The organism is Streptomyces sp. NPDC048172 (assembly GCF_043202595.1).
In the GTDB taxonomy this organism is placed as follows: domain Bacteria; phylum Actinomycetota; class Actinomycetes; order Streptomycetales; family Streptomycetaceae; genus Streptomyces.
Genome location: NZ_JBIDAT010000003.1, coordinates 37,808 through 63,143, shown reverse-complemented (window position 1 = coordinate 63,143; position 25,336 = coordinate 37,808). Strand labels below are relative to the sequence as shown.

The 25,336-nt window shown below is 73.3% G+C and carries 21 protein-coding genes; 12 read left to right on the top strand and 9 right to left on the bottom strand.

The window, feature by feature from the left end; genetic code table 11:
• Positions 1-21: 21 nt before the first annotated feature.
• The 7 genes from ACGF3A_RS13810 to ACGF3A_RS13780 all read left to right on the top strand — a co-directional run bounded on the left by ACGF3A_RS13810 (position 22) and on the right by ACGF3A_RS13780 (position 8,583).
• Complete coding sequence (locus tag ACGF3A_RS13810) at positions 22-1,476, top strand: MFS transporter (RefSeq protein ID WP_393729238.1); 1,455 nt, start codon at positions 22-24, stop codon at positions 1,474-1,476.
• Complete coding sequence (locus tag ACGF3A_RS13805) at positions 1,454-2,959, top strand: FGGY family carbohydrate kinase (RefSeq protein WP_393729236.1); 1,506 nt, start codon at positions 1,454-1,456, stop codon at positions 2,957-2,959. The genes ACGF3A_RS13810 and ACGF3A_RS13805 overlap by 23 nt, the downstream gene beginning before the upstream one ends.
• Positions 2,960-3,235: 276 nt before the next feature.
• Positions 3,236-4,933 carry an FAD-dependent oxidoreductase gene (locus tag ACGF3A_RS13800; protein ID WP_393729234.1) on the top strand — a complete coding sequence of 566 codons (1,698 nt, stop codon included), beginning with the start codon at positions 3,236-3,238 and terminating at the stop codon, positions 4,931-4,933.
• Positions 4,930-6,483: an FAD-binding oxidoreductase gene (locus tag ACGF3A_RS13795; protein WP_393729232.1), complete on the top strand. Its 1,554-nt coding sequence runs from the start codon at positions 4,930-4,932 to the stop codon at positions 6,481-6,483. The genes ACGF3A_RS13800 and ACGF3A_RS13795 overlap by 4 nt, the downstream gene beginning before the upstream one ends.
• Before the next feature lie 18 nt (positions 6,484-6,501).
• Complete coding sequence (locus ACGF3A_RS13790; protein WP_393729230.1) at positions 6,502-7,131, top strand: glycerol-3-phosphate responsive antiterminator; 630 nt, start codon at positions 6,502-6,504, stop codon at positions 7,129-7,131.
• Positions 7,132-7,138: 7 nt separating this feature from the next.
• Positions 7,139-7,438: a putative quinol monooxygenase gene (locus tag ACGF3A_RS13785; RefSeq protein WP_393729229.1), complete on the top strand. Its 300-nt coding sequence runs from the start codon at positions 7,139-7,141 to the stop codon at positions 7,436-7,438.
• Positions 7,435-8,583, top strand: a complete 1,149-nt coding sequence (locus ACGF3A_RS13780; protein ID WP_393729227.1) for an alcohol dehydrogenase catalytic domain-containing protein — start codon at positions 7,435-7,437, stop codon at positions 8,581-8,583. Before ACGF3A_RS13785 ends, ACGF3A_RS13780 begins: the two co-directional genes overlap by 4 nt.
• Before the next feature lie 37 nt (positions 8,584-8,620).
• Here the strand turns inward: ACGF3A_RS13780 and ACGF3A_RS13775 are convergent, their stop codons facing one another.
• Together ACGF3A_RS13775 and ACGF3A_RS13770 are read right to left on the bottom strand one after the other, a co-directional pair.
• Entirely contained in the window at positions 8,621-10,534 is a 1,914-nt protein-coding gene (locus tag ACGF3A_RS13775; protein ID WP_393729225.1) for a hypothetical protein, read from the bottom strand.
• 135 nt (positions 10,535-10,669) lie between these two features.
• Positions 10,670-11,794 (bottom strand): winged helix-turn-helix domain-containing protein, encoded by a 1,125-nt coding sequence (locus ACGF3A_RS13770; protein WP_393729223.1) that lies wholly within the window; start codon positions 11,792-11,794, stop codon positions 10,670-10,672.
• On the opposite strand from ACGF3A_RS13770, the gene ACGF3A_RS13765 reads away from it, so the two are divergent.
• On the top strand, positions 11,776-12,897 hold the full coding sequence (locus ACGF3A_RS13765; RefSeq protein WP_393729221.1) for an alpha/beta hydrolase family protein: 1,122 nt from the start codon (positions 11,776-11,778) through the stop codon (positions 12,895-12,897). The genes ACGF3A_RS13770 and ACGF3A_RS13765 overlap by 19 nt on opposite strands.
• Here the strand turns inward: ACGF3A_RS13765 and ACGF3A_RS13760 are convergent.
• The 3 genes from ACGF3A_RS13760 to ACGF3A_RS13750 all read right to left on the bottom strand — a co-directional run bounded on the left by ACGF3A_RS13760 (position 12,889) and on the right by ACGF3A_RS13750 (position 16,473).
• Entirely contained in the window at positions 12,889-13,470 is a 582-nt protein-coding gene (locus ACGF3A_RS13760) for a hypothetical protein (protein ID WP_393729219.1), read from the bottom strand. The genes ACGF3A_RS13765 and ACGF3A_RS13760 overlap by 9 nt on opposite strands.
• Positions 13,467-14,183: a hypothetical protein gene (locus ACGF3A_RS13755; protein ID WP_393729217.1), complete on the bottom strand. Its 717-nt coding sequence runs from the start codon at positions 14,181-14,183 to the stop codon at positions 13,467-13,469. The genes ACGF3A_RS13760 and ACGF3A_RS13755 overlap by 4 nt, the downstream gene beginning before the upstream one ends.
• A gap of 91 nt (positions 14,184-14,274) precedes the next feature.
• The gene (locus tag ACGF3A_RS13750) at positions 14,275-16,473 is read right to left on the bottom strand and encodes a DUF6351 family protein (RefSeq protein WP_393729215.1); all 2,199 of its coding nucleotides are present in this window, start codon (positions 16,471-16,473) and stop codon (positions 14,275-14,277) included.
• A gap of 116 nt (positions 16,474-16,589) precedes the next feature.
• Between ACGF3A_RS13750 and ACGF3A_RS13745 the strand changes: the two genes are divergently transcribed.
• The 3 genes from ACGF3A_RS13745 to ACGF3A_RS13735 all read left to right on the top strand — a co-directional run bounded on the left by ACGF3A_RS13745 (position 16,590) and on the right by ACGF3A_RS13735 (position 18,970).
• A complete protein-coding gene (locus ACGF3A_RS13745) occupies positions 16,590-17,453 on the top strand; it encodes a PaaX family transcriptional regulator C-terminal domain-containing protein (protein ID WP_393729213.1) in 864 nt (287 codons plus the stop codon).
• 117 nt (positions 17,454-17,570) lie between these two features.
• Positions 17,571-18,632 carry a M64 family metallopeptidase gene (locus ACGF3A_RS13740; RefSeq protein ID WP_393729211.1) on the top strand — a complete coding sequence of 354 codons (1,062 nt, stop codon included), beginning with the start codon at positions 17,571-17,573 and terminating at the stop codon, positions 18,630-18,632.
• Positions 18,633-18,652: 20 nt separating this feature from the next.
• Positions 18,653-18,970: a hypothetical protein gene (locus tag ACGF3A_RS13735; protein ID WP_393729209.1), complete on the top strand. Its 318-nt coding sequence runs from the start codon at positions 18,653-18,655 to the stop codon at positions 18,968-18,970.
• Positions 18,971-18,976: 6 nt separating this feature from the next.
• Here ACGF3A_RS13735 and ACGF3A_RS13730 read toward each other — a convergent pair whose 3' ends face one another.
• Both ACGF3A_RS13730 and ACGF3A_RS13725 read right to left on the bottom strand, forming a co-directional pair.
• On the bottom strand, positions 18,977-19,960 hold the full coding sequence (locus ACGF3A_RS13730; RefSeq protein ID WP_393729207.1) for an NAD(P)-dependent oxidoreductase: 984 nt from the start codon (positions 19,958-19,960) through the stop codon (positions 18,977-18,979).
• A 55-nt stretch (positions 19,961-20,015) separates the two neighbouring features.
• Positions 20,016-21,560, bottom strand: coding sequence for an FAD-dependent oxidoreductase (locus ACGF3A_RS13725; protein ID WP_393729205.1), 1,545 nt, complete (start codon positions 21,558-21,560; stop codon positions 20,016-20,018).
• Between the two features lie 48 nt (positions 21,561-21,608).
• On the opposite strand from ACGF3A_RS13725, the gene ACGF3A_RS13720 reads away from it, so the two are divergent.
• Complete coding sequence (locus ACGF3A_RS13720) at positions 21,609-22,256, top strand: TetR/AcrR family transcriptional regulator (RefSeq protein ID WP_393729203.1); 648 nt, start codon at positions 21,609-21,611, stop codon at positions 22,254-22,256.
• Here ACGF3A_RS13720 and ACGF3A_RS13715 read toward each other — a convergent pair.
• On the bottom strand, positions 22,228-24,519 hold the full coding sequence (locus ACGF3A_RS13715; protein WP_393729201.1) for an FdhF/YdeP family oxidoreductase: 2,292 nt from the start codon (positions 24,517-24,519) through the stop codon (positions 22,228-22,230). The two genes, ACGF3A_RS13720 and ACGF3A_RS13715, sit on opposite strands and share 29 nt — an antisense overlap.
• Positions 24,516-25,328 (bottom strand): family 1 encapsulin nanocompartment shell protein, encoded by an 813-nt coding sequence (locus ACGF3A_RS13710; RefSeq protein WP_393730659.1) that lies wholly within the window; start codon positions 25,326-25,328, stop codon positions 24,516-24,518. The genes ACGF3A_RS13715 and ACGF3A_RS13710 overlap by 4 nt, the downstream gene beginning before the upstream one ends.
• Positions 25,329-25,336: the final 8 nt, after the last annotated feature.

Sequence of the window (25,336 nt, the reverse complement as noted above, 5' to 3'; positions counted from 1 at the left end):
GTCCTCCTCAAAGGCGGATTTATGGCACAACGTCCGAGCGTCAAAGGCGTCGCCGACATCGTTGCGCTCATCGATGGGCTGCGCACCGTCACCGGGCGCGCCCGGCTCACCTGGTACCTCGCGTTCGGCGGCCTCTTCCTCGACGCGTACGCGAACGCCGCGCTGAGCGCCGGGCTCGGCCCGATGACCGACCAGATGGAGCTGAGCAGCACCGAGATCTCGGTACTGACCGCGACCGCTCCCTTCCTCGCGATCATCTTCAACCCCGTCGGCGGCTGGCTCGCCACCCGGATAGGCCGAGTGCCCCCGCTGCTGCTCGCGAAGGTCTTCGCGGTGGCGGGCGCCCTCCTCGCGGCCTTCGCCGGGGACTTCACGACCGTATGGTTCGGCCGCGTCCTCGTCGGCGTCGCCTACGGCATCGACTTCGCCGTCGCGATGGCCCTGCTCGCCGAGTACACCCCCAAGGCCAGCAGCGGACGGCTCAACCTGTGGCAGGCCGTCTGGTACTGCGCGACCACCGGCAACCTGCTGCTCGCGCTCGGCTTCTACAACCTCGACGTCGGCCAGGACATCTGGCGCTACTCCCTCGGCTCCGCCGGGGTGATCGCTGCCGTGCTCCTCGTCCTCCAGTGGCTCTACCTCGTCGAGAGCCCGACCTGGCTCGCCAGCAAGGGCCGCCTGGAGGAGGCGGTGAAGAACCTCCGCAGGATCTACGGCATCGAGGCCACCGCCGACACCACCGGCGCCGAGGCCAAGGCCGTCGCCGCCAAGCCCGCCATCGGCATGCGCCACGCCGGGCTGCTCTTCAAGGGCGAGTACCTGCCGCGCACGCTGCTCTCCTCGGCGATCTCGCTGGGCCAGGGCATGCAGTACTTCGCGGTCGGCTGGTACCTCCCCGTGATCAGCCTGACGATCTTCGGCGAGAGCTTCGAGAAGGCGACGATCGGCTCGATGGTCTTCAACGCCGTCGGCATCGTCGGCGGCCTCGCCTCGGCGTACTTCGGGCGCCGCATGGGCCTCCGGATGAGCTCCGCCTACGGCTTCGGCGGCGTCTTCGTCGCCCTGGTCGTGATGGGCCTCACCTTCGGCAAGGCCCCGCTGGTGATCGCCTTCTGTCTCCCGGTGCTCTTCATCCTCTGCCACTCGGCGGGCCCGGGCGCCAACGGCAAGTCGATCGCCGCGCTCTCGTACAGCAGCGACGTACGGGCCCTGGGCACCGGCGTCACCGGCATGATCGGCAGCTTCGGCAGCGTGATCGGGCTCTACGCCTTCCCGCAGATCAAGGAGGGCCTGGGCCTCGGCCACACCTTCCTGGTCCTCTCCGTCGTGCCGCTGCTCGGCATGGTCACCTGCCTCGCGATCAAGTGGGACCCGACCAAGGCCGATGCCTCCCCTGACGACGAGGCCCACGGCCCGCAGCAGGCACAGCAGGGGCAGCAGGAAAGGGGCAGCCGTGACACAGCCGTCACCCCGTAGGGGCGTCCTGGCCATCGACGAGGGCACCACCGGGACCCGGGCCGGGATCGTCCACGACGACGGGTCCGCCGGCGAGGTCTTCTACCGGCCGATCAAGGTCACCCACCCCGACCCGCTCTCCGTCGAGCAGGACGCCATGGAGATCTGGACGGCGACGCTGGACGTCGCCCGCCAGGCCCTCGCCTCGGCGGACGGCACCGAGATCACCTCGGTGGCGCTGACCACCCAGCGGGCGACCGCGATCCTGTGGGACCGCGTCACCGGGCTGCCGCTGCTGCCCGCCGTCGTCTGGCAGGACCGCCGCTACGCCCGCGACCTGCTCGCGTACGAGGACGCGTGGGACTCCGTCCTGCTCGCCCGTACGGGGCGGCCCGTCGGCTCCCGCGCCCCGTTCCTGTGGGCGGCGCGGCAGATCGCCGAACGGCCCGAGGTCGCGGCGGCCCACCGGGAGGGACGGCTGCTCTACGGCACCGTCGACACCTGGCTGATCTGGCAGCTCACCGGCGGCGCCACGCACGCCACCACCGCCTCGAACGCGGCGTCCACCGGCGGCTACCTGCTGCGCGAGCACGCCTGGTTCGAGGAGTGGATCGCGCACCAGGGCTTCCCCGTCGACCTCCTCCCCGACCTGCGCGCCGACGACGCGGACGGCGCGGGCTTCGGCCGCACCGACGCCGACACGCTCGGCGTCTCCGTCCCCCTCGCCGCCTCCATGGGCGACCAGCACGCGGCACTGCTCGCGCTGGGCGGGCTCGACGCGGGGCGCGGCATGTGCGTCTACGGGACGGGCGCCTTCGTGGACGTCTCCACGGGGCTCGACCCCGCGATGCCCCAGGCCGGCGTCGACGGCGTGCTGGCCCAGCCGGGCTGGCGGCAGGGCGGCACCACCCAGTACAGCCTGGAGGCGTACGCCTCGACGACGGGCTCCGCACTGCGCTGGCTCTGCGAGGACATGGGCCTCTTCGCCTCGCCCCAGGAGATCGGCGAACTGGCGGCGCCGGGCGGCTACCGCTCCGGCGGCCCCCGCTTCGTGCCCACGCTCGCGGGCGTACGGGTCCCGGTGTGGCGGCCCGAGGCGACCGGGGCCCTGACGGGGCTCAGCCTCGCCACGACGCGCGCGGACCTCGCCCGTGCCGTGCTGGAGGGGATCGCGCACTCGGTCTGCGACCTGGTCGACGGCGTCGCGACGACGATGGGCGCGCCCTTCACCCAGCTCCGCGTCGGCGGCGGGGTCTCGAAGAGCGACCCCCTCATGCAGATCCAGGCCGACCTCGTGGGCATGCCCCTGGAACGCGTCGCCGACTCGGCAACGGCCAGTCTGCGCGGCAGCGCGTACCTGGCGGGGGCCTCGACCGGACTCTGGACCTCGCTCGAAGAGGCGGTCGAGGCCCGCCCACCGGGCACCGTGTTCGAACCGGAGCTGGACTCCTCCGTAAGGGAGGAGCAACGCACCGAATGGCGCGACCTCACGCAGAGGCCATGACCATGCGCACCCGGCACGGGGGGCTGCGCTTGCCAGCCCTGCGCCTTCGCGCAGACCTCCCAAGCACAGAAGGGAGAGGCGGGCGTGCCCTCTCCTCAAGCGGGCGCCGCGCAGCGGGCGCCGGGCCCCTGAAGCAGCCCCGGAGGGGCGCTTCAGGGGCGCGGGGAACTGCGCGACCAGCCACGACGCACCCGCAGTCTGCAACGCACACCAAGGGGCACCCCCTCCCCAGCACCAACCGCTCAACAGGCACACGCACTACCAGGAGTTGATCTCGTGATCACCATGCCGGCCCGCAAACCGGGCCGCTCCGCACGGGCGACGCGCCGAACCGCGCTGCTGCTCGACCGCGCAGGGACCAAGCGGCAATTGGCCGACGAGCAGTACGACGTACTCGTCGTCGGCGGCGGCATCACGGGGGTGTACGCCGCACTGGACGCGGTCTCCAGAGGCCTGCGCACCGCGCTCGTCGAGAAGGACGACTTCGCGTCCGGCACCTCCTCGAAGTCCTCGAAGATGGTGCACGGCGGCCTGCGCTACATCGAGCAGGGCAACGTCAACCTCGTCCGGCACTCGCTCCTGGAGCGGCACCGCTTCCGCAAGAACGCCCCGCACCTGGTGCACCGGCTGCCGTTCCTCTTCCCGATACTCGCCCAGGACGGCATCTTCGACCCCCGGCTCGCCAAGGGCTTCGAGGGCCTCCTGTGGACGTACGACCTGGTGGGCGGCTGGCGCATCGGCAAGCTCCACCAGCGCCTCACCGTCCCCGAGGTGCTCTCGCACGCGCCGACGCTGCGCGCGGAGAACCTCAAGGGCGGGCTGATGTACTTCGACGGCCGGGCCGACGACGCCCGGCTCACCCTCACGATCGCCCGTACGGCCGCCGCGCTGGGCGCCACGGTCCTCAACGGCGCCAAGGTCGACGCGCTGCTGACCAGCGGCGGCCGGGCCTGCGGCGCGAAGGCGGTGATCGACGGCGACGAGGTCGAGATCCGCGCGCACGCCGTCGTCAACGCGACCGGCGTGTGGAGCGACCAGGTCGACTCGATGGCCGACAAGGGCCACCAGTCCCAGGTCCGCCCCGCCAAGGGCGTGCACATCGTGGTGCCGTGGCACAAGGTCCGTATCGACTGCACCGTGACCGTGCCGATCCCCGGCCGCGCGCGCCGCGCGACCTGCACCCGCTGGGGCGACACCGTGGTGCTGGGCACCACCGACAACGACTACCAGGGCTCCACCGACGACGTGAACTGCACGCGCGAGGAGATGGAGTTCCTGCTGGAGGGCGCGAAGACCGCGTTCGACGCGGACCTCACCCCGGACGACGTGATCGGCTCCATCGGCGGGCTGCGCCCGCTCGTCGGCGGCAAGGAGGGCGCGACGCTCAACATGAGCCGCGACCACCACATCACCGTCGGCCCGACCGGCATGGTGACCGTGACCGGCGGCAAGCTGACCACGAGCCGTCACATGGGCGAGCTGGTCATCGACAAGGTCGTGGGCGTCCTCGGCCGCAAGGGCACCAAGTCCCGCACCGTGAACCTGCCGCTGCTCGGCGGCGCCGGGTACGACGCGGAGGCCGTCGCCGCCTCCGGCGGCCTCGCCGCGCACCTGGGCGAGCGGTACGGCACCGAGGCCCGCTTCGTGCACGACCTCATCGCCGAGGACCCGACGCTGGCCGATCCGGTCGTCGCCGGGCTGCCGTACACCCGCGCCGAGGTCGTCTACGCGGCGCGCGCCGAACTCGCCCGCTCCGTCGACGACGTGCTCGCGCGCCGTACCCGCTCCCGGCTCTTCGCGCGGGACGCCTCGGCCGCCGCGGCGCCCGAGGTCGGCGCGCTGCTGGGGCAGGAACTGGGCCTCACCGACGAGCAGGTGGACCGCCAGGTCTCCGACTACCTCGCCTCCATACGCCACGAGAAGACCGTCCTCTTCGAGGGCACCGCCGCAGCGACCGAAGGAGCCGCAGCATGATCAGCCGCCAGACCATCACCAACCCCTTCAACAAGGGCCGCTACACCATCGGAGCCCCCAGCCCCTCCGGCTGGGCGCAGCGCACCCCGGTCGGCGACGGCGAGGCCGCGCTCCAGACCAGCACCGTCGAGGTCCCCGAGGCCGTCGTCGGACAGCTCCGCGAGGCCGCGAAGGCCGTGCACGTGGAGCGCGCCGAGGTCGTCGCCCGGACCCGCGACTGGTGGGCGGGCTCGATGATCGGCGAGACCGAGGGCCGCCCGGCGACCCCGGACGCGGTGGTCGTGGAGGCCGCCGACGCCGACCAGGTCGCGGCCGTCCTGCGGATCTGCAACGAGGCCGGGATCCCCGTCACCGCCTCCGCCGGGCGCTCCAACGTGACCGGCGGCGCGCTGCCCGTCTTCGGCGGCGTGGTCCTCGACCTGTGCGGGCTGGACAAGATCCTCTCCTTCGACGCCGAGTCGAACGTCGTGGACGTCGAGGCGGGCATGTTCGGCGACCTCTTCGAGAAGGAGCTGCAGGAGACGTACGGCGTGACGACGGGCCACTGGCCCTCCGCGTTCGCGATCTCCACCGTCGGCGGCTGGGTCGCCTGCCGGGGCGCGGGCCAGCTCTCCACCCGGTACGGCAAGATCGAGGACATGGTCGTCGGCGTCGACGTCGTGCACGCCGACGGCACCCGCGCCACGTACGGCGACTACACGCGCGCCGCCGTCGGCCCCGACCTGCGCCAGCTGTTCGTCGGCTCCGAGGGCACGCTCGGCGTGATCGTCTCGGTGCGGCTGCGGGTGCACCCGCTGGCCGAGTACGCCAAGGCGCTGGCCTTCGGCTTCGACACCTTCGCGCAGGGCCTGGAGGCATGCCGCCGGATCCTGCAGCGCGGCGCGACCCCGGCCGTGCTGCGGCTGTACGACACGCTGGAGAGCGGCGTCCAGTTCGACCGCCCGGACACCAATCTGCTGCTGATCGCCGACGAGGGCGACCCGGCGCTCGTCGACTCGGTGATGGCCGTCAGCCGCGAGGTCTGCGAGGAGTACGGGCCCGAGCAGGACAGCGAGGCGGCGTTCGAGAAGTGGCTGCACGACCGGATGCTGGTCGGCAAGTCCTCGGACGGCTTCACGCCGGGGCCCGGCTTCGTCGCCGACACCCTGGAGATGGCGGCGTCCTGGAAGGACCTGCCGGTCATCTACGACGAGGTCGTCGACGCCATCCAGTCCGTGCCCGGCACCCTGGCGGCCTCCGCGCACCAGTCGCACGCCTACACCGACGGCGCCTGCGTCTACTTCTCGCTGCGCGGCGACGTCGAGCCGGACAAGCGCCGCGAGTGGTACCGCGCGGTGTGGGACGCGGCCAACGGCGTGCTGATCCGGCACGGCGCGGCGCTCAGCCACCACCACGGCTGCGGGCTGCTGCGCGGCCCGTACGTCCCCGACTCGCTCGGCGCGGCGTTCGCGACGTTCACCGCCGTGAAGGGGGCACTGGATCCGAACGGGATCCTCAACCCTGGCAAGCTGGGCCTCCCCAGCCGTTTCGGGACCGCCCCGCTGAGCTGACGAAACCCTAGGCAGGCCATGAACCCGCAGCACCGGCCCAGCGCCGCCACGCTCGACCGCAGACTCTCCGCCGCGTTCGCGAAGGTACCGGTCGTGGCGTCGGTCGTGGGCTCCCAGCATCTGAGGGACTTCCTCACCGCCCCGGCCTCCGTGTGCATCCTCGCCTCGGTGCCGGTCGGCAAGCTGCCGCAGGTGGTCCCGGCGCTGGGCCGGGCGGGCAAGACGGTCTTCGTCAACGTCGACAGCGCCCCCGGTCTCGCGCAGGACCGGGGCGCGCTGGAGTTCCTGAAGAACATGGGCGCGGCGGGCGTCGTCTCCACCCGCCTCTCCCTCATCGAGAAGGGCCGCCCGCTCGGACTCCTCACGATGATGAAGGTGTTCGTGACGGACCGCTCCAACCTCCAGCGCAGTCTGGACGCGGTCGCGCGCGGGCTGCCCGACCTCGTGGAGGTCATGCCCGCGCCGATCGTCGAACGGATGACCCCCGAGTCGCTGCGCGCGATGACGCCGTACGTGGCGGCCGGGTTCGTCCAGACCCCCGAGGACGTGACGTCGGCGCTGGGCCTGGGCGCCGTCGCCGCCGCCAGCTCCGACCCCCGCCTGTGGCACCTCACCCGGGACGCGCTTCCCCCTTCTGAAGAAAGCTGAGCCATCCATGACGTACGTGGTCGTCGCCCGCTACCGCACCCTCCCCGGCAAGGAGGACGAGGTGCTGGCCCTGCTCGACACCATGGCCGAGGCGTCCCGGCAGGAGCCGGACAACCTCCAGTACCGCGTGCACCGGAGCACCGAGGACCCGCGCACCGTCGTCCTCTACGAGGAGTACGAGGCGGAGTCGGGCTTCGACGCGCACTGCGCCACCGACCACTTCCGGGACCTCGTCCTGGGCCGGGTCGTCCCGCTGCTGGAGCACCGCGAGGTGCTGCGCCTGACCCCGAGGGAGGCCCGCGCGTGAAGACCGCAGCCGTCGTCCTGCGCGAGGTCAGCACGGCACGCCCGTACGGCGAGTCCCGCCCGGTCCAGGTCGAGGAGCTGGAGCTGGGCGGGCCCCGCGCGGGCGAGGTCCTCGTCCGGATCGCCGCCGCCAGCCTCTGCCACTCCGACCTGTCGGTCGTCAACGGCGACCGCGTACGCCCGCTCCCGATGGCCCTGGGCCACGAGGCCGTCGGCGTCGTCGAGGGCACGGGCCCCGGCGTGGACCGGGTCTCCCCCGGCGACCACGTCGCGCTCGTCTTCGTCCCGAGCTGCGGCCACTGCGCGCGCTGCGCGGAGGGCCGCCCGGCGCTCTGCGCGGCGGCAGCGGCGGCCAACGGCTCCGGCGGACTGCTGCACGGGCCCTCCCTCCTCCGGGATGCCGCCGGCGCCACCGTCCATCACCAGCTGGGCGTCTCGGCCTTCTCCGAGTACGCCGTGGTCGCGCAGGAGTCCGTGGTCCCGATCCCGGACGACGTGCCGTTCTCGGTGGCGTCGATGTTCGGCTGCGCGGTCCTGACGGGCGCGGGCGCCGTCATCAACACGGCGTCCCTGCGCCCCGGCCAGTCGGCGGTCGTCTACGGCCTCGGCGGCGTGGGCCTCTCCGCCGTGCTGGGCGCGCGGGCCGCGGGCGCCTCCCCGCTGATCGCCGTGGACCCCGTCGCCGCCAAGCGCGAACTCGCCCTGCGCCTCGGCGCGAGCCACGCCTTCGCGCCGGACGAGGCGGAGGAGGCGGTCGCCGAGCTGACGGGCGGCGGCGCGGACTTCGCGTTCGAGGCCGTGGGCAGCGGCGGCGTGATGGCCGCCTGCCTGCGTGCCGTGGGCCGGGGCGGCTCGGTCGTCTCGGTCGGCCTCCCGGCCCCCGACCGCGTCCTGGACGCGGTCCCGGCCCTGGCCTTCGCGGGCGAGGGCAAGTCGCTGATCGGCTCGTACATGGGCGACTCCGTGCCGCGCCGCGACATCCCCCGCTACCTGGCGCTGTGGCGCGCGGGCCTGATGCCGGTCGAGGAGATGCACACGGGCACCCGCAAGCTCACCACGCCCGACGTCAACGGCGCCCTGGAGGACCTGGCCGACGGCACGGCGATCCGCCAGGTCCTCGACACCTCGGGCCTGCTCAGCGCCTGACGGCGCGTCGCCGGTCGGTCGGCAGTCGGCCGTCGGTTCAGTCGTGGCCCGCCTCGGCCGTGGCCAGCAGTTCGGGGAACGAGCCCTCGTACTCGGGCAGCAGGCGGGCCGCCCTGGCCCAGGCGTCCAGGTCGGTGCCGAGCCGCGCGCGTGCCATGCGCCGCGCCCGCGCCTGCGCGCACCGGAAGGGGCGGGCCAGCGGCTGGTTGAGCCGGGTCGGCACGGGCCCCTGGAGGTGCTGGACCACGAAGCGGACGGGCCGTGCCTCGCGCAGCGTGTCCGTGGGCGTCAGCTGCCCGAAGCGGTACGCCAGACGCAGCCAGTTCTCGTCCGGGTGCGGATGGCGCCGCAGCAGGTCGAGCGCGGTGACGGGCTCGGACGAGCGGCACCGGGCGTGCTCGGGGTGCCGGACACGCACGAGCGCGGCGGCGCAGTCCCCGCGCAGCTCCCCCGGGACGTCCGGGCGTTCGGCGAGCACCGCCAGCAAGTGGTCGCGCAACGGTGCGCGGCGGTGCGCCGCGACCAGCTCGGGCCAGGGCGGCCGGTCGTCCATCTCCCTGACGAGGGCCTTCGCCGCGGTCATGCACTGCCCCGGGGTGCGCAGGCGCAGCAGATGGTCCAGCCGACCCCCGGGGCTCCTGGCGTACGCCAACTCCCCGCGCAGCAGGTCCAGCCCGTCGGGGGCGCGCAGCGCGTGCTGCACGACCTGGTGCGTCTCGTACGTCAGCGGATGCTTCTTGGGCTTGCGCCCCGGGAATCGCGTCTCGTCCAGCAGCGCCTGGACGGCGTCGGGCCCGCTGCGCTCCCACAGGGCCACGACGAGCGCCAGTCGCCTGGCCGGTGTCAGCAGCTTGTGCTTGCCGAGCAGCGCGCGGGCCAGCCGGGGGTGCCCCGAGGCGTAGGACGACCACAGCCATCCCCCGGCCCCGGAGTCTCGGCACACCGCGGCGACCAGCTCGTCGGCGAGGGGGAGGCGGGTGCCGGGCGGGGCGTCGGGGCCGAAGGGGCGCCCTTCGAGGATGGCGGCGCGCTGCTCGTCGGACGGCCGGGCGTGCAGGAAGATCCGGGCGTTGGTCTCAGGCTCGTCGAGAGCGAGCAACTCCGCGACGCGGGCGGGGTCCGCGTTCGCCTCGGGGCTCGCGTCCGGGGCGTCGTCCAGGGCGTCGTCCGGGCCCTCGTCCGGGCCGGGGCGGGACGCGGGATCCGGAGCGAGGTCGGAGGGGAAGAGGAGCTGCTCCTGACGGACCCCGTCCACGAACGCGACGACCCGGGCGTCGTACGGGAAGGCGTCGATCGGGTCCCGCGCCCGCAGCGACTGCCGCAGCACCTCGGCGGCCACCGGCGCCGGTGAGCCCTCCGCCAAGATTCCGCGCAGCGCGTCCACGCCACCGGCCTCCACCGCTCTCCGGCAGACGAAGACCTGGTCGTACGGCCGGAACAGCTCGCCGAGGTGCCGACGTGCCCACCGCACGACATCAGGGAACGGAGCGCAGAGGGCGAAGCCGAACGTGTCGATGTCGCGCGCGGACAGCAGCGTCTCGACCAGACCGCCCGGGCCGCGCCACCCCGGATCGTCGGGACGGTCCGCCGCGGCGGCGAGAACGGCGCGGCGCAATTGCCGCGGCCCGCCGTCGAAGAGGGACTTGGCGAGGGCCGGCTCACCCAGCGCCGCCAGGCGCACGAGCGCGTCCTTGCGCGGAGTCGTCCCGGGCAGGGCCGGAGTCTGGCCGGAATCGAACCACGCGCGGCGGTTGTCACCGGCCGCCAGCGCCTCCAGCAGGCGCCGCTCGCCGGAGGCGAGCACCTGGTCCAGCAACGCGGTGGGGAGGGACCTGGCGACGCGCAGGAGCTGCAGCGTCTCGCGCGGCAGCCGCTCCCTCAACCCGGGCAGGAGCGCGGGGTCGGGGACCAGAAAGGTGGCAGTCAGCAGCGAGTGATGGACGAACACCATGCGGAACACCCCCGAGCGGCACGGTGACTGGAGACAAGACCGAAGCCGAAGCCCAAGCCCAAGCCCATTCGATCACAACCCTCTCCCTGCCCCGCCCCCGGAGGCCCAGGCCTGCGGCCCGTGCGGAGCTGCGGCTCAGGCGCGGGACGGGTCGCCGTCGCGGCGGCGGGCCAGCAGGTCGCCCAGGGGTGCGCGTCGGTGCAGGACCGCGCGGCCTGCCCGGGTCGTCGTGATCAGGCCCGCGCCCCGGAGTGCTGCCGCGTGTGCGGACGCGGTCGCGTTGCTGACGCGGAGACGGCGTGCGAGCTGGCTCGTCGTGTGCTCGTCCTCCAGCAGGCGCAGGGCCTCGGCGCGCGTACGTCCCAGTACGTCCGACAGTCCGCCGTCCCCGTCGGCCGCGCGCGGGAGGGGGAGTCCGGGCCCCGCCGGGTAGGTGACCGTCACCTCGTCGCCCGGCGGGGGCGGGGCGGCGAGCAGGGGGTGGGCCGTCCAGTGGAAGGTGGGGCGCAGGACGAGGGTTCGGCCGTCCAGCGCGAGGTCCGCCTCGTGGGGGCCCGGGCACTCCCAGACGCCGTCGCGGAACCGCGAGCCGGGCACGGCGTCCGTGAGGGCCGCGCCGATGCCCCGTTCGGCCACCGTCAGCGCGTGCCGGGTGAACTCCGCCCGGTGCAGGTCCTGGACCTGGTCCCATACGGGCCGTACCGCCGCCTCGAACGCCGCGCGCTGGGCGCGCAGCAGCCGCTGCCACGCCTCCGCCTCTCCCCTGTGCAGGGCGTGGATCCAGCGTGGGGGCGGGGCCGGGTGGCGGGCGTAGACGCGGGCGAGTTCGGCGCGGACGAGATCCGGCGGCGTGCTCCGTACGGCCTGCTGCCCCTCCGTGACGCTGTCGGCGAAGACGTCGAGGAAGAGGGGCGGCGTCCCGCCGGGCACGAGGTCCGCGAGGGGCTCGGCCGCTGCGGGCAGCGCGCGGAGGAGTCGGCGTCGCCAGCGGCCGAGGAGCAGGTCGTCGTCGCGGCGCAGCATCATGGCGAGGGCGGTGTTCAGCTCCAGGAGCGGCGCGGGGCGGGGCGCGAAGCAGACGCGGGCGAGATCGGCGGCGGTGCAGCGGATACGGATCACCGGCCCGGCCCCCTCGTCCTCGTCCCCGTTCTCGTGCCCGTTCGCGCCCTCGTGTCCGCCAGCCTTTCGGGCTGGGCCTGAACCTTCGCCCGTACGCCCGGTCCAGCGCCAGGATTCCTGCCATGCCGACGACTTCTCCATTCAACCAGGCCGGTCAGGAGCTCTCCGGGCCACCGCTCACGCCGCGGCTGCCCGCGCCGACCGGGCCGCACCGCGTGGGCGTGACCGTCCTCCACCTGACCGACGAAGGCCGGAACGACCCGTGGGACCCGGAGCTGGGCCGCCGGGAGCTGATGGTCAGCGTCTTCCATCCGGCGCACCGCACCACGCACGACCGGGCACGGGCGCCGCAGATGACGCCGGGCGCGGCCGCGTGGTTCGGGCGGCTCGACGCCACGTTCCTGCACCCCCAGCTCCCGGCGAGCGGCGTGGACTGGGCGGCGACGCGCAGCCACGCCTACCAGGACGCGCCGCCCCTCCCCGCCACCCCTCCCCGCCCGGTGCTGCTGCACAGTCCGGGCGGCGGCGACCCGCGCACCCTGGGGACGTCCCTCGCGCAGGACCTGGCGAGCCACGGCTATGTGGTGGTGAGCGTGGACCACCCGGGCGAGACGAGCGAGGTCGAGTTCCCCGGCGGGCGGGTACGGACGACGGTGCTGCGCGGCGACCCGGCGGCGGACACCCCGCTCTTCCGCACGATGACGGAGACCCGGATCGCCGATCTCCGGTACGTGCTCGACGCGCTCCCCGCACAGGCGGAAGCGCTCGGACTCGCCCTGGACCTGCGGCGCGTGGGCGTCTACGGGCACTCGGCGGGCGGTACGGCCGTGGCGCAGGCGATGGACGAGGACGACCGGATCGGCGCCGCCGTCGACCTGGAGGGCTACCTCGACCTGCCCTCGGGCGAGCTGCTGCCGGTCGCGCGGGAGGGGGTGGACAGGCCGCTGCTCCTGGTGGGCACCGACGGCTTCCGGGACGCGCGGTTCGACCGGTCGTGGGGCGCGATGCTGGACCACCCCGGCGGCCGAACGCGCCGCGTGGAGATCGACGGCGCGGCGCACTGGGTCTTCACCGACCTCGCCGCGATGGCGCCCCATCTGGAGGGGGCGGGGCTGATGACCGCAGAAGGGCGGAACGCGCTCGTGGGGAGGATCGCCCCCGAGCGCTCGGTCCCGCTGGTGCGCGGCACCGTACGGGCGTTCTTCGACCGGCACCTGGGCGGAGGCGGCCGGGGCTCAGCGTGACAGCAGCCAGGTGAACGCGACGCCGGTCCACAGGCCGGTCACGAGCACCGGGAACCCGGGCGGGATCCGCGCCGCGACAGGGGGCGGCGCGGTCTCCACGGGGTTCGACGCGAGGGCCTCGGCGCGGGCCGCCCACTCCCACGGCGGGTCGGCGGGCAGCACCACGCGCCAGGGCTGGCGCGGGTCGTACTCGACGACGGCGGTGCGGCGCCGCAGCAGCCCCTGGAGGTCGAGCGGGTGGAGGATCCGCACGCCGAACGGCGCCCTGTCCTCGGGATGGACGGTCAGTTCGAAGACGAACATGCCCTTGTGGACCCCACGCGGGTCGTTCACCGCGCGGGCCGAGCGGACGCGCGCGGGCGCGTAGGCGCGGGGCCCGTTCGGGCGGAGCGGGGACGCGTGGCCCTTGGCGGAGAGCTCGGCGGTCCAGGAGAGCAGGAGGAGCTGCAGCGCGGTCGTCCCGAGTCCGACGATCCGCATCCAGAGCACCTCGTGGGTGAACCCGTGGACGAGGAGGGCGAGCGTCGCGCCGAGCAGACAGCCCGAGAGCACGGCGGGGACGGTGAGCCTCATGCGAACCGCCCCGCGGGGGCCAGCCGTTTGCGGGGGATGGCGACGCGGGTCGTGGCGGGGTCGCCGGGCCGCGCCTCGTCGTAGACGGCGAGCACGGGGCGGCCGAGGGCGAGGCGTTCAGTGACGGTGGGCACCTCGTGGCGTACGCCGCGGGCGTCCCGGAAGACGACCGTGACCGCTCCCCGCCTGCGGCCGGTGGAGCGCCAGCCCTGGAGTTCGGCCTCCGCCGTGGCGCGGCCGGCGCGGAGCCGCGCGAGCATCGCCGTACGGCGCAGGCTGACCGCCGCGCCCCAGGCGGCGCCCAGCGCCCCGGCTCCCGCCACGGCGGCGAGGACCGTGAGCCAGGTGGAGACGGAGAGCCGGGCGACGGGGACGAGCAGATGCCAGTCGGTGTACGTGCCCTCGGCGACCCGGCCCGCGTCGAGCGCCGCGTGCCAGCCGCTGGCGGCGGCGAGCGCGGAGAACGCGACGGCGCTGCCGGGTGCCGCGCGGTGCAGGAACCGGGAGGCCATCACGGCGAGCGCCACCCCCGTCAGCACGCCCAGGACCGGCGCGACGCTCGCGAAGTCGTTGCTGGAGCAGCCCGTGGCATCACAGGTCCAGTCGACGTCGACCGCGTCGCGGGTGCTCAGGTGGAAGCACAGCCACACCAGCCATGCCATCAGGGCGCAGGCCAGCGCGCGCAGCGTCAGCCCGAAAGTTGTCGCTCGCACGCGCAGACTCCGGTCGTTCCCTTTTCCGTGTACGGAGAACTTATCCCTGAGTGGGCGGGTCTGTCCGTGACGCCCGCCACTCAGGATCGCGTCAGAAGCGCAGCCAGGTGCCCTTGAGCCCCTGCTGCCCCACGCCCTTCTTGCCGTAGTCGCAGACGCCGCGGTCGAAGACGGCGCGCAGCCGCTTCCACTCGGCGTCGGTCCAGCGCACGTCGCCGTACGACTCGCGCCGGGGCCGTTCCGTGCGGCACTTGATCACGTCGGTGGCGATGCCCTCACCCGCGACCTCGCGCGGGAAGGAGTGCGAGGGGTAGAGCTTCTCGCAGGTGCTGTCCGGGTTCCGGTCGAGTTTCTGGGCCAGGAAGCGGGGCTCGGCGTCCCGCGTGTTGCAGCCCTCGCGCAGCCCGCCGGGCTTGGCGCGGACGATCTTCTCGATGCGGGGCGCGTCCGAGGTGTCGGCGTCCAGCGCGGTCAGCCAGCGGTCCATCATCGTGATCGACTTCCGCAGCAGCGGGCTCTCGGTGCTGAAGCCGCCGTACCGCGAGTCCTCCAGGACGCTGACCATGTTCGCGGCGGTCCCGTTGGCCTTCTTCAGGCGCTCGCGCATCGAGAGCGAGTAGTAGCGCAGATGTGTGTCGCCCTTGGGGGTGTCGTCCTGGTAGGCGCGGTATTCGAGGATCGGTACGTCCTTCAGGCCGCCGCCCCCGTTGGTGAGCCGCCCGGTGCGGTAGGCGGTGCGGAGCGCCTTCGGGTCGGCCTCGGTGCGCCCGGCGCTGTGCCGGGCGTCCTTGTCGAAGCCGCCGACCTTCTCGTTCAGGTCGAGGAACTGCTCCTTGGTGAGGGTGCCGTCCTTGAGGGCCTTCAGGCCGTACTGGATGCCGACGTTGTCGAGCGGGCGGCGCGCGAAGCCCGTACCCGGGTCGGTGCCGTAGACGTTCTTCGCGTGGTCGTAGAGGTCGCAGCGGGCGCCGCGCGGGTTGGTCTCCGGGTCGTAGCGCAGCTTCTCGGGCAGCACGCCGCAGTTGGCCGTGGGGTCGATACGGGCCGCGTCGCCCTTGGTGGCGGTGGCGGTGACGTAGCGGCCGAAGCCGGTGACGGCGCGCTTCTGCTCCTCGCTCCAGCCCTTGCCGTAGGCATCGAGATAGTCCGTGAGGAGCTTGGTGTCGGTGACGCGCTGGGTCATCGCGAAGCCGACGTCGGGGAAGGAGCAGCCGGGGATGATGCCGTCGAAGATGCCCGGGTAGTTGTCGGCGATCTGGTACGCCTGGTACGAGCCGCCGGAGCAGCCGAAGCCGATGGTGTGCGCGACGGGCCCGTACGTCTCGGTGAACCGCTCCTTGACCATCGAGGCCGTCTCGGCGGCCGTCAGGTCGGAGCAGTTCTGGCCGAAGACGTTGAGCGAGGACGACATCACGGCGTACCCCTCGCGCAGCATCGCGTCGTCGGTGACGCCGCCCGTCGTGTTCCCCTGCCGGTACCAGCCGCCGGTGCAGCCGCCGCCGAGCGTGAAGAGCGCCCGCCCGTTCCAGCCCTCGGGCCGCGCGCGGGGGCCGGGCGCGGGCTCATTCACGGGGTCGTGCAGCAGCGTCGTCTGGTAGACGGCACGGTTGCGGGTGCCGGTCTCCATCCGGACGACGTAGGGCACCCTCTTCCCCGTCGACGTCGTGGTGGTGGCGAGGTCGGCCGGATGCCCGGTGGCCTTGGCGCCGCCGGGCAGCGGCCGGAAGGCGCCGTCGGTGGTCCGGTAGAAGTAGTCGACGCGGGTGCGGACGGTGCAGTCGTCGTCGAGTGGTTTCCCGAGCGTGCCACCGATCACCGGCAGCTTGAAGGAGTCCGTCTCGCACACGTACGGCTTCTGGTGCGGACCGGAGAACACGGGGCCCTCGGCGGGGTGGTTGGTGAGCGCGAGGCGTGCGGGGCGCCGCCCCGGCGCGGTCGCGGTGACGGTGTTGGCGCGCGGGCGCAAGCCCTCGACCAGCCCGGTGAGTCCGCCGTCGTCCGGCGAGAACGACTTGGTGACATCGGCGCCGTTGAGGGCGATCCTGACGGAGTCGGGCCGCGTGCCTCCCGGGAGGGAGACGCGGAGCAGCGCGTCGGATCCGGTCACCGCGTCGGGGCGGCTGGAGAGCGCGGTGACCGTGAGCTTCCGTTCGGTGGGGGCCGTACGGTCGGGCTCTTCCGCGAGGGCGGGAGGCGCGAGGAGCGCGCCCGTCAGCGCGACGAGCAGCGGCAGCAGCACCGCGCGCGGCCTGAGCCTTCGGGACCGGCGCGCGGCCCGGGATCTCTTCATGGAGGTGTGTCCTTAGCTTCGTCCAAGCTCCACACTTACTTAACGACGCGACAAGATAGCGTCAACTATTGGCCAGGGCTACCCTGACCGGAGGGCCGAAGGGAAAGCGAGGGACGATGACGGGATCGGCGGCGGCGGGGGCGGGGGCGCGGCCGGTGGTCAGCAGACGGCGCGAGGTGAGCCACGCGAGCGCGCGCTCGCTCCTGACCACACTGCTCGGCGAGTTCGTGCTCCCCCGGGAGCGGCCCGTGTGGACCTCCGTCCTCGTCGACGCGCTGGCCACCTTCGACGTCGAGGAGAAGTCGGCCCGCCAGGCCCTCGCCCGCGTCGCCGCCGAGGGCTGGCTGATCTCCGAACGGGTGGGCCGCAGGGTCCGCTGGATCCTCACGCCGACGGGACGGCGGCTGCTGACCGAGGGCGCCGAGCGGATCTACGGCTTCGGCAGCGCCGAGGAAGCGTGGGACGGCACGTGGCTGGTGCTGCTCACCTCGGTCCCGGAGTCCCGCCGCGAGCTGCGGCACAAGCTGCGGACCCGGCTGAGCTGGGCCGGTTTCGGCTCGCCCACGCCGGGCGTCTGGATCACCCCGCACACCGGCCGCGAGACGGAGGCGCTGGACGTCCTCAAGGAGCTGGGCCTCGCGGAGGACGCCATGTCGTTCACCGCCGCGTACGGCGCGGCGGGCAGCCAGGAGTCGATGGTCTCCCGCGCCTGGGACCTCGGCGAACTGGCCGGGCGCTACGAGGAGTTCACCGCCGAGTTCACCGGGCTGCGCCCCTCGGGCGGCGACGCGGTGCTGCACGCGCTGACCCGCCTCGTCCACGAGTGGCGCCGCTTCCCGTTCCTCGACCCGATGCTGCCGCGCGAACTGCTCCCCGCCCGCTGGAGCGGCGCCGAGGCCGCAGCGCTCTTCCACCGCCGCCATGTCGAGTGGCGCCCGGCGGCGCAGCGCCGCTGGGACGAGCTGACGGAACGGACGTAGGGCGCGTACGGCACGTCGAGGCACGTCGGGGAACCTGACAGCGGCAGGCTCCCGCACACTCCTGCACACTCCTGCGCACCTCTTGCCGCACACACCCCGCCTCCTTACGTTGAACGCATGTCCCCCCACAGACGCAAGTTCGCCGCGACAGCCACAGTTTCCGCACTCGCCGCAGCCGCCGCGCTGCTCTCCCTGGCCCCGAGCGGAAACGCGGCTCCGACCGACGGAACAGCGAACCAGTCGGCCCGTACGCACGACGTCGAGCACTTCGCCCCCTCCGGCCCCGGCGGCTACCGCCCGGACGTCCCCGCGCGGGCCCCGAAGCGGATCACCGACCAGCAGCGTCCCCTCTCCGCCGCCGAGGCGAAGGCCGACGGGGCGGTCGAGGCCCTCCACCGCACGGGCTCCACCGAGGAGCGCCTCGACCTGGTCTTCGTCGGCGACGGCTACACGGCCGACCAGCAGGAGGACTTCCACAAGGACGCCGAGGCCAAGTGGGGCGACGTCACCGCCGTCGAGCCGTACAAGAGCCACACGGACAAGATGAACGTCTGGACCGTCGACGCCGTCTCCAACGACTCGGGCGTCTCCGGCGACCCGGGCCAGGACGTCGTCAAGGACACCGCGCTCGGCTCGTACTTCTGGTGCGACGGCATGGAGCGGCTGCTCTGCGCCGACCTGAACAAGGTCAACTCGTACGCCGCGAAGGCGCCCGCCGCCGACATCGTCGTGGTCGTCTCCAACTCCGAGAAGTACGGCGGCGCGGGCTACAACCGCCTCACCGACTACCCCTTCGACGGCGTCTCGACCCTCTCCTCCGACAACGCCGACTCCGGTCTCATCGCCGTCCACGAGATGGCCCACTCGATCGGCCGCCTCGCGGACGAGTACGACTACGGGCAGAGCGGCGAGTACACCGGCCCCGAGCCCGAGGACGTCAACATCAGCACGTACACCGCCGACGAGATGAAGCAGAACGGCGCCAAGTGGCACGACTGGCTGGGCAAGGACGACCCGGCGGGCGGCCAGACGGGCGCGTTCGAGGGCGCGGGCTACTACGAGAAGGGGCTCTACCGGCCGACGGAGACCTCCCTGATGCGGGACTTCTCGGTACGGGAGTTCAACAACCCCAGCCGCGAGGGCCTCATCGACGGCTTCGAACGCTACACGCAGCCGTAGCCGTACGGCACCATCGGTCCATGGCCTCCACTCGCGCGTTCTGCCGGAACCGGAAGAAGAAGCACGGCTCCGTGCTCTCCCTGTGGTCCAAGGACTCGGTGCTGTCCATCGGCTCGGTCGGCTCGGTGCTCTCGGTCGGCTCCGTGGGCTCGGTGCTCTCGGTCGGCTCGATCGGGAGCGCCCTCTCGGCCGCCTCCATCGGCTCGTCCCTCTCCTACGCCTCCGTAGCCTCCTTCCTCAGCACCCGCTCCCTCCTCTCCGCCCACTCCGACCGCTCCACCCTCACCTCGCAGGGCACGCGCGGGCTGCTGACGGTCGTCCGCAAGGCACTTCAGTAGGACGGCTCAGTAGCCCGCGCCCACCCGTACCGCGAGGTTCGGCAGGCGGCCCTCCGTGGTTTGCTGCCAGGCTGCGCGGAAGTCGGTGGCGATGTCCGTGTCCGTCGTGACGCCCGCGGAGTGGGACGTGATGACGGTGCGGGGCAGGTCCCAGGCGGGGGCGTGCGGGGGTGCGGGTTCGGTGGGGAGGACGTCGAGAACGGCTCGGGCGACGTGGCCCGTGGTGAGGGCGGTGCGGAGAGCGTCGAGGTCGACGGATTCGCCGCGGCCGACGTTGACGAACGTCGCGCCGTCCATGGCCGTGAGCAGCGGGGCCGCGAAGAGGGCGCGTGTGTCCGGGGTGAGGGGCAGCGCGTTGACGACCCAGCGCGCCCCGGGGAGGGCGGCCGGGGCGTCGGCGAGGGCGATGACGAGGTCGAAGCCGGGGGTGTCGCGCGGGGTGCGGGCGACGCCGGTCGTACGGACGCCGAGCCGCTGGAGCGCGGCGGCGACGGCGGAGCCGATGGCGCCGGTGCCGAAGACGACGGCGTGGGTGCCGTCCAGGAGTTCGCCCTGGCGTCGCTCCCAGGTGCGGGCCCGGTGGTCGGCGAGCACGTCGGGGATCCGCTGGCAGTCGGCGAGCACCCAGGCCAGGACGTACTGCGCGATACGTTCGCCCATCCTGCCGACCGTGCGGGTGAGCAGCGCGTGCGGGGGCCAGCCGGGGCGGAGCAGCGCGTCCACGCCCGCGTTGGTGCTGTGCGCCCACAGCAGCGCGTCGCCCTCGCGCAGTGCGGCGGGGAGAGTGGGACCGACGTGGACGGCGGGGCCGGGGCCGCTCGCCGGGTCGCGGGTGGGCGTCAGGCCCGTGACGGCGGCCAGTTCGCGGACCAGCGCGTCGGAGAGCGCCGGGTCCACGACGAGCCGTACGCCGTCCTCGGCCAGCACCCGCGCCAGTCGGCGGGGGTCCGGTGTCCCGTCGGCCGCGCTCCCGTTCGCCTCCGTACCCATGTGTCCGTACCGCCTCGCTCGTCGTGCTCGTGCTCGTCCCGTTGCCCGGGCGAGCCTATGCGGCGGCTCCGAACCAGGTGGACAGGGCCTCCTCCAGTCCCTCGGCGTCGGCGGGCTCGTCCGTCGCCCACGCCACGACGCCGTCGGGCCGTACGAGCAGGGCGGCCGTCTCCTCCGGGGTCGCGCCCGGGACGGTGAGCGTGTCGACGCGGCCCGCGTAGCCGTGCGCCACGTCCGTCACCGCGGCGTCCCCCGCCAGGTCGAGCAGCAGGCCGTGCCCGCCGTGCAGATGGTCGGCGAGGCGGGAGCCGTCGGCGAGAGCCAGGTCGGGGGCCGAGCGGCCGGTCAGGGGGTGCTCGGGGCCGGGGAGTTCGTAGCGGTGCCAGACCCCGGAGATCTTCTTGACCAGGAACGTCGTCGCCGTGACCGTCTCCATCAGCTCCGCGACGACGTCGCGCAGCGCGCTCGCGTGCGAGTCCGTGCGCATGAGCGCGACCTGCGCGCGGGTCCAGCGCAGCACCCAGTCGCCGAGGGGGTGCCGCTCGGCGGTGTAGGTGTCGAGCAGCGTGTCGGGCGCTTCGCCGCGTACGACGGCGGCGAGCTTCCAGCCGAGGTTCATCGCGTCGCCGACGCCGAGGTTGAGGCCCTGGCCGCCGAACGGGGAGTGGACGTGCGCGGCGTCGCCCGCGAGCAGCACGCGGCCCGCGCGGTAGCGGTCCGCCTGGCGCGCGTTGTCGGTGAAGCGGGTGGCGCTGTGCACCTCCTGGATACGGACGTCGGCGCCGGAGACCCGGCGCAGGCTCTTCTCCAGCTCCTCGCGCGTGACGGGCGCCTCCCGGTCGGCGGGCGGCCCGTCGAACTCGACGGTGAGGAAGCGGCCGGGCATCGGCCCGAAGGCGTACGTGCCGTGCTCCGTACGGTTCCAGCCGTACCGCAGGCCCTCCGTTCCCGTCATCTCGACCACCGCCTGACGGCCGGTGATCTCGGGGTCGGTGCCGGGGAAGGCGAACCCGGCGTGCTTGCGGACGAGGCTGCGGCCGCCGTCGCAGCCCACGAGCCAGCCCGCGCGCAGACTCCCGGCGGAGGTGCGCACCCCGACCCCGTCGGCCTCTGCCTCGAAGCCGGTCAGCTCGACGCCCCTGCGCACGTCCACGCCCAGCTCCTCCGCGTGCTCGCCGAGGATGCGCTCGACGTCCTGCTGGAGCACGGCGCCGACCTCCCCGGCGGGTCCGGCACCGTCGAAGTCCGGGTCCGTGGTGTCCATCAGGTCACCTCGGAGCGGGATCCCGGCGAAGTGCCCGGCGAACTTGGGCGGCACGGTGAGCTTGCCCCCTCCGTGCGCCGCGAGGACCTTGCCGTACTCCGCCAGCCGGCGCTCCTGCGCCTCGGCCGCCCTCGGCAGCAGGCCCCGTCGGTAGAGGGCCTCGGCGGTCGTCTGGTTGATGCCTCCGGCCTTGAGGGTCGGGTCGATGTCCGTCCGGCGCTCCAGGACGACGACGCGGGCGCCGCCCAGCCGGAGTTCGCAGGCCAGCATCAGGCCGACGGGGCCGCCTCCGGCGACGACGACGTCGTGGTCCAGGTCTTCTCGCGGTGGTGTCATGCGTTTGACTTTAGTGACTCAATTATTTGAGTGGGTATACTTCGAGTCATGGCTGAGCAAAGGCAGGCGGCACCGCGGGAGTCGCTGCGCGCCCGCAAGAAGCGGGAGACCCGGCAGCGGATCTCCGACGTGGCGACGGGGCTCTTCGCCGAGCGCGGCTTCGACGCGGTGACGGTGAGCGAGGTCGCGCGGGCGGCGGACGTCTCGGCGATGACGGTCTTCAACCACTTCGCCCGCAAGGAGGACCTCTTCCTCGACCGCATCCCCGAGGCCGTCGAGCTGTTCACCGGCGCAGTGCGCGACCGCTCCCCCGGCGAGACGCCGCTCGCCGCGCTGCGCCGTATGCTGCTCCGACTCGCGGACGAGGGGCATCCGCTGGGCGCCCTGCACGACTCGGGCCCGCGCTTCGCGCGCGTCGTCCTCGACTCCGCCGCGCTGCGGGCGCGGGCGCGCGAGGGCGTCGAGGAGATCGAGACCGCGCTCGCCGAGGCCCTGCGGGAAGCGGGCGAGCCCGATCCGCGCCTGACCGCCGCGCTGGCCGTCGCCGCGTACCGCGCCGTCTTCACGGGCACGGTGGCCCGTATGCTCGCGGGCGCCAGCCCCGCCGGCCTGGCCGATGAGCACCGGGCCCGGCTCGACGGCGCGTTCGACGCGCTGGAACGGGCGGTCAGCCCGCCGTCGAAGGGCGCACGGTGACCGTCACGTTCTTCATCAGCGGCTGGTCGCTCTGCGTGCTGTAGTCGCCGATGGCGCACAGCACGTTCATCTCCGGCATGTACCCCGCCGCGCAACCCCGCGGGATGTCGTACGGAACGGCCTTGTACCCGGCGAGACTTCGCGTGCTGCCGTCCCTGGCGATGCTGGTGATGTCGACCTCGTCGAAGAGGGCGAGGCCGCGCTCGCGCATGTCGTCCTCGTTCATGAAGATCAGCGTGCGCAGGTTGCTGATGCCGCGGTAGCGGTCGTCGTCGGAGTAGATCGTGGTGTTCCACTGGTCGTGCGAGCGCATCGTGCCCAGCTTCAGGGTGCCCTCGGCCGGTACGACGTCGGGGAGTTCCGCGGCGGAGAACTCCGCGCGGCCCGACGGCGTGAGGAACACCAGCTCGCGGGCGGGCTGGCGGAGCCGGAAGCCGAGGGGCAGCCGGACGCGGCGGTTGAAGTCCTCGAAGCCTTCGAGGGCCCGGGACATGGTGTCGCGGACGCGGTCGTAGTCCTCGACGTACGACTCCCAGGGCGTGGCGCTGTCGGGCAGGGCCGCGCGGGCCATGCCCGCGACGATCGCCGGTTCGGAGAGGAGCTGGTGCGAGGCGGGGCGCTTCATGCCGCGCGAGAGGTGGACCATGCTCATCGAGTCCTCGACCGAGGTGGCCTGTTCGCCGCCGCGCTGGACGTCCTTCTCGGTGCGGCCGAGGCAGGGCAGGATGAGCGCGTCGCGCCCGTGGACGAGATGGCTGCGGTTGAGCTTGGTGCTGACCTGGACGGTGAGTTCGCACTTCCGCAGCGCTTCGGCGGTGTACGGGGTGTCGGGCGCGGCCAGCGCGAAGTTGCCGCCCATGCCGACGAAGACCTTCACCTCGCCGCTGTGCATGGCCTGGATGGTGCCGACCGTGTCGAGGCCGTGCTCCCGGGGCGGTTCGATGCCGCACGCCTCGGCCAGCCGGTCGAGGAAGGCGTCCGAGGGGCGGTGGTCGATGCCGCAGGTGCGGTTGCCCTGCACGTTGCTGTGGCCGCGCACCGGGGAGGGGCCCGCGCCCTCGCGGCCCAGATTGCCGCGCAGCAGCAGGAGGTTGACGATCTCGCGGACGGTGTCGACGCCGTGCTCGTGCTGGGTGATGCCCAGGCACCAGCTGAAGATGGAGCGGTCGGCCTCACGGTAGACGCGCGCCGTCTTCTCGATCGCCGCGCGGCTCACGCCGCTCTGCCGCTCGATCTCGTCCCAGGACGTGGCCTCGCACAGCTCCCGGTACTTCTCGAAGCCCGTGGTGTACCGCTCGACGAACTCCCGGTCCAGCGCCTTGGGATCGTCCTCGGCGCGGGCCAGGACCGCCTTGGCCATGCCGCGGACGAGCGCCATGTCGCCGCCGATGCGCGGCTGCACGTTGAGCGTGCTCGTGGGCGTGGAGCGGAACAGGGCCATGTTCACGAAGTCGTGCGGGATGATCGTGCGCGTCGCGGCGGCCTCGACGAGCGGGTTGATGTGCACGATCGACGCGCCGCGCTGGTGGGCCTCGGCCAGCGCGGTGAGCATCCGGGGCGCGTTGGAGGCCGCGTTGACGCCGAGGATGAAGAGCGCGTCGGTGGTCTCCCAGTCCTTCAGGTCGGCGGTGCCCTTGCCGGTGCCGAGGGACGCCGTGAGGGCGCGGCCGCTGGCCTCGTGGCACATGTTGGAGCAGTCGGGCAGATTGTTCGTGCCCAGCTCGCGGGCCATGAGCTGGTAGAGGAACGTGGCCTCGTTCCCGAGCCGTCCCGAGGTGTAGAAAGCGGCCTGCCCGGGGTGGTCGAGGCCGCGCAGTTTCTCGCCGACCAGGGCGAAGGCCTCGCGCCAGGAGACGGGGACGTAGGTGTCGGTGGCCGCTTCGTAGCGCATCGGGTGGGTGAGGCGGCCCTGGTCCTCCAGCTCCGCGTCGCTCCACTCCGCGAGCTCGGCGACCGTATGGGCCGCGAAGAAGCCGGGCCCCACGCGCTTGCGGGTCATCTCCCACGTGACGTGCTTGATGCCGTTCTCGCAGATGTCGAGGCGGAGCCCCTTCAGGTCGTCCGGCCAGGCGCATCCGGGGCAGTCGAAGCCCTTGTCCTCGTGGTTCATGCGCTGGACGGCCCGGGGCCCGTCGACGAACTCCCGTTCCCGCAGCAGGAACCGGGACACGCTCTTGGCCGCTCCCCAGCCCGCGGCGGGGTGGTGGTACGGGCGGAACGCCGGGGCGGATTCCTCGTCGGCGCCCCGCTCCCCCTCGGTCATGACGCGCGCGCCGGGGAGTCGAGGGCGACGACGGCCTCGTCGGAGTAGGTGAGGAAGGTGAGGGTCTGCCGGAAGTACAGCTCGATGTCGCTCGCGTCGTGCGCCGTGTAGCCGATGGCGAGGTCCTCGCCGAGGCGCAGCTCGAAGTCACCGCCGCGCGTGGACAGCAGGAACGCGCCGTCGAGCGCGGGCGCCCAGACGACCTCGCCGTCGAGCAGCCGGTCGAGGTGGGCTGCGATCGGGTAGCCGTGGTCGGAGGTCTCACTGACCGCCGTGTACGCCTCGGCGCCGAGCAGCAGCGCGTACGGGCCGCCGACCCCGGCGAGGCGCAGCGTGGTGAGGGCCTTGCTGACCGCGTCGGGGAACTCGCGGGCCTGTGCCGGGAGTCCGAGCACCGGGTTGGACGTACGGCTGCGCAGGCCGTCGATGCCCGCCGCCGCGTAGCCGTCGAAGAGGGCGCGGTCCTCGGCGAAGGCCATGGTGCGCGCCGCGTCCTTGACGGGCTGCCAGTCCGAGTCCTGCGCGCCCCGGTCGACGTCGTCCACCGCGTCCCGGCTCACCTTGAACGGCACGTTGAGCTCGACCAGGGGCTGGGCTTGGCGCAGCCGCGCGGTGACGCCCTCGGCGGGCGCGTCGATCCGCGCGAGGTGGCCCGTGCCCACGGCCGCGAGCCCGGGGCCGTCCGGGCCCGTGACGTCCACGGCGCGCCGTCCCGCGAGGTTGCGGCGGAAGGTGCGGCGGGCCTCCTCCTCGATCTCCGCCCACGCCTGGGGCGTGATCGGGGCGAGCTCGCGGTGCAGGTTGGACATGCCGGTGG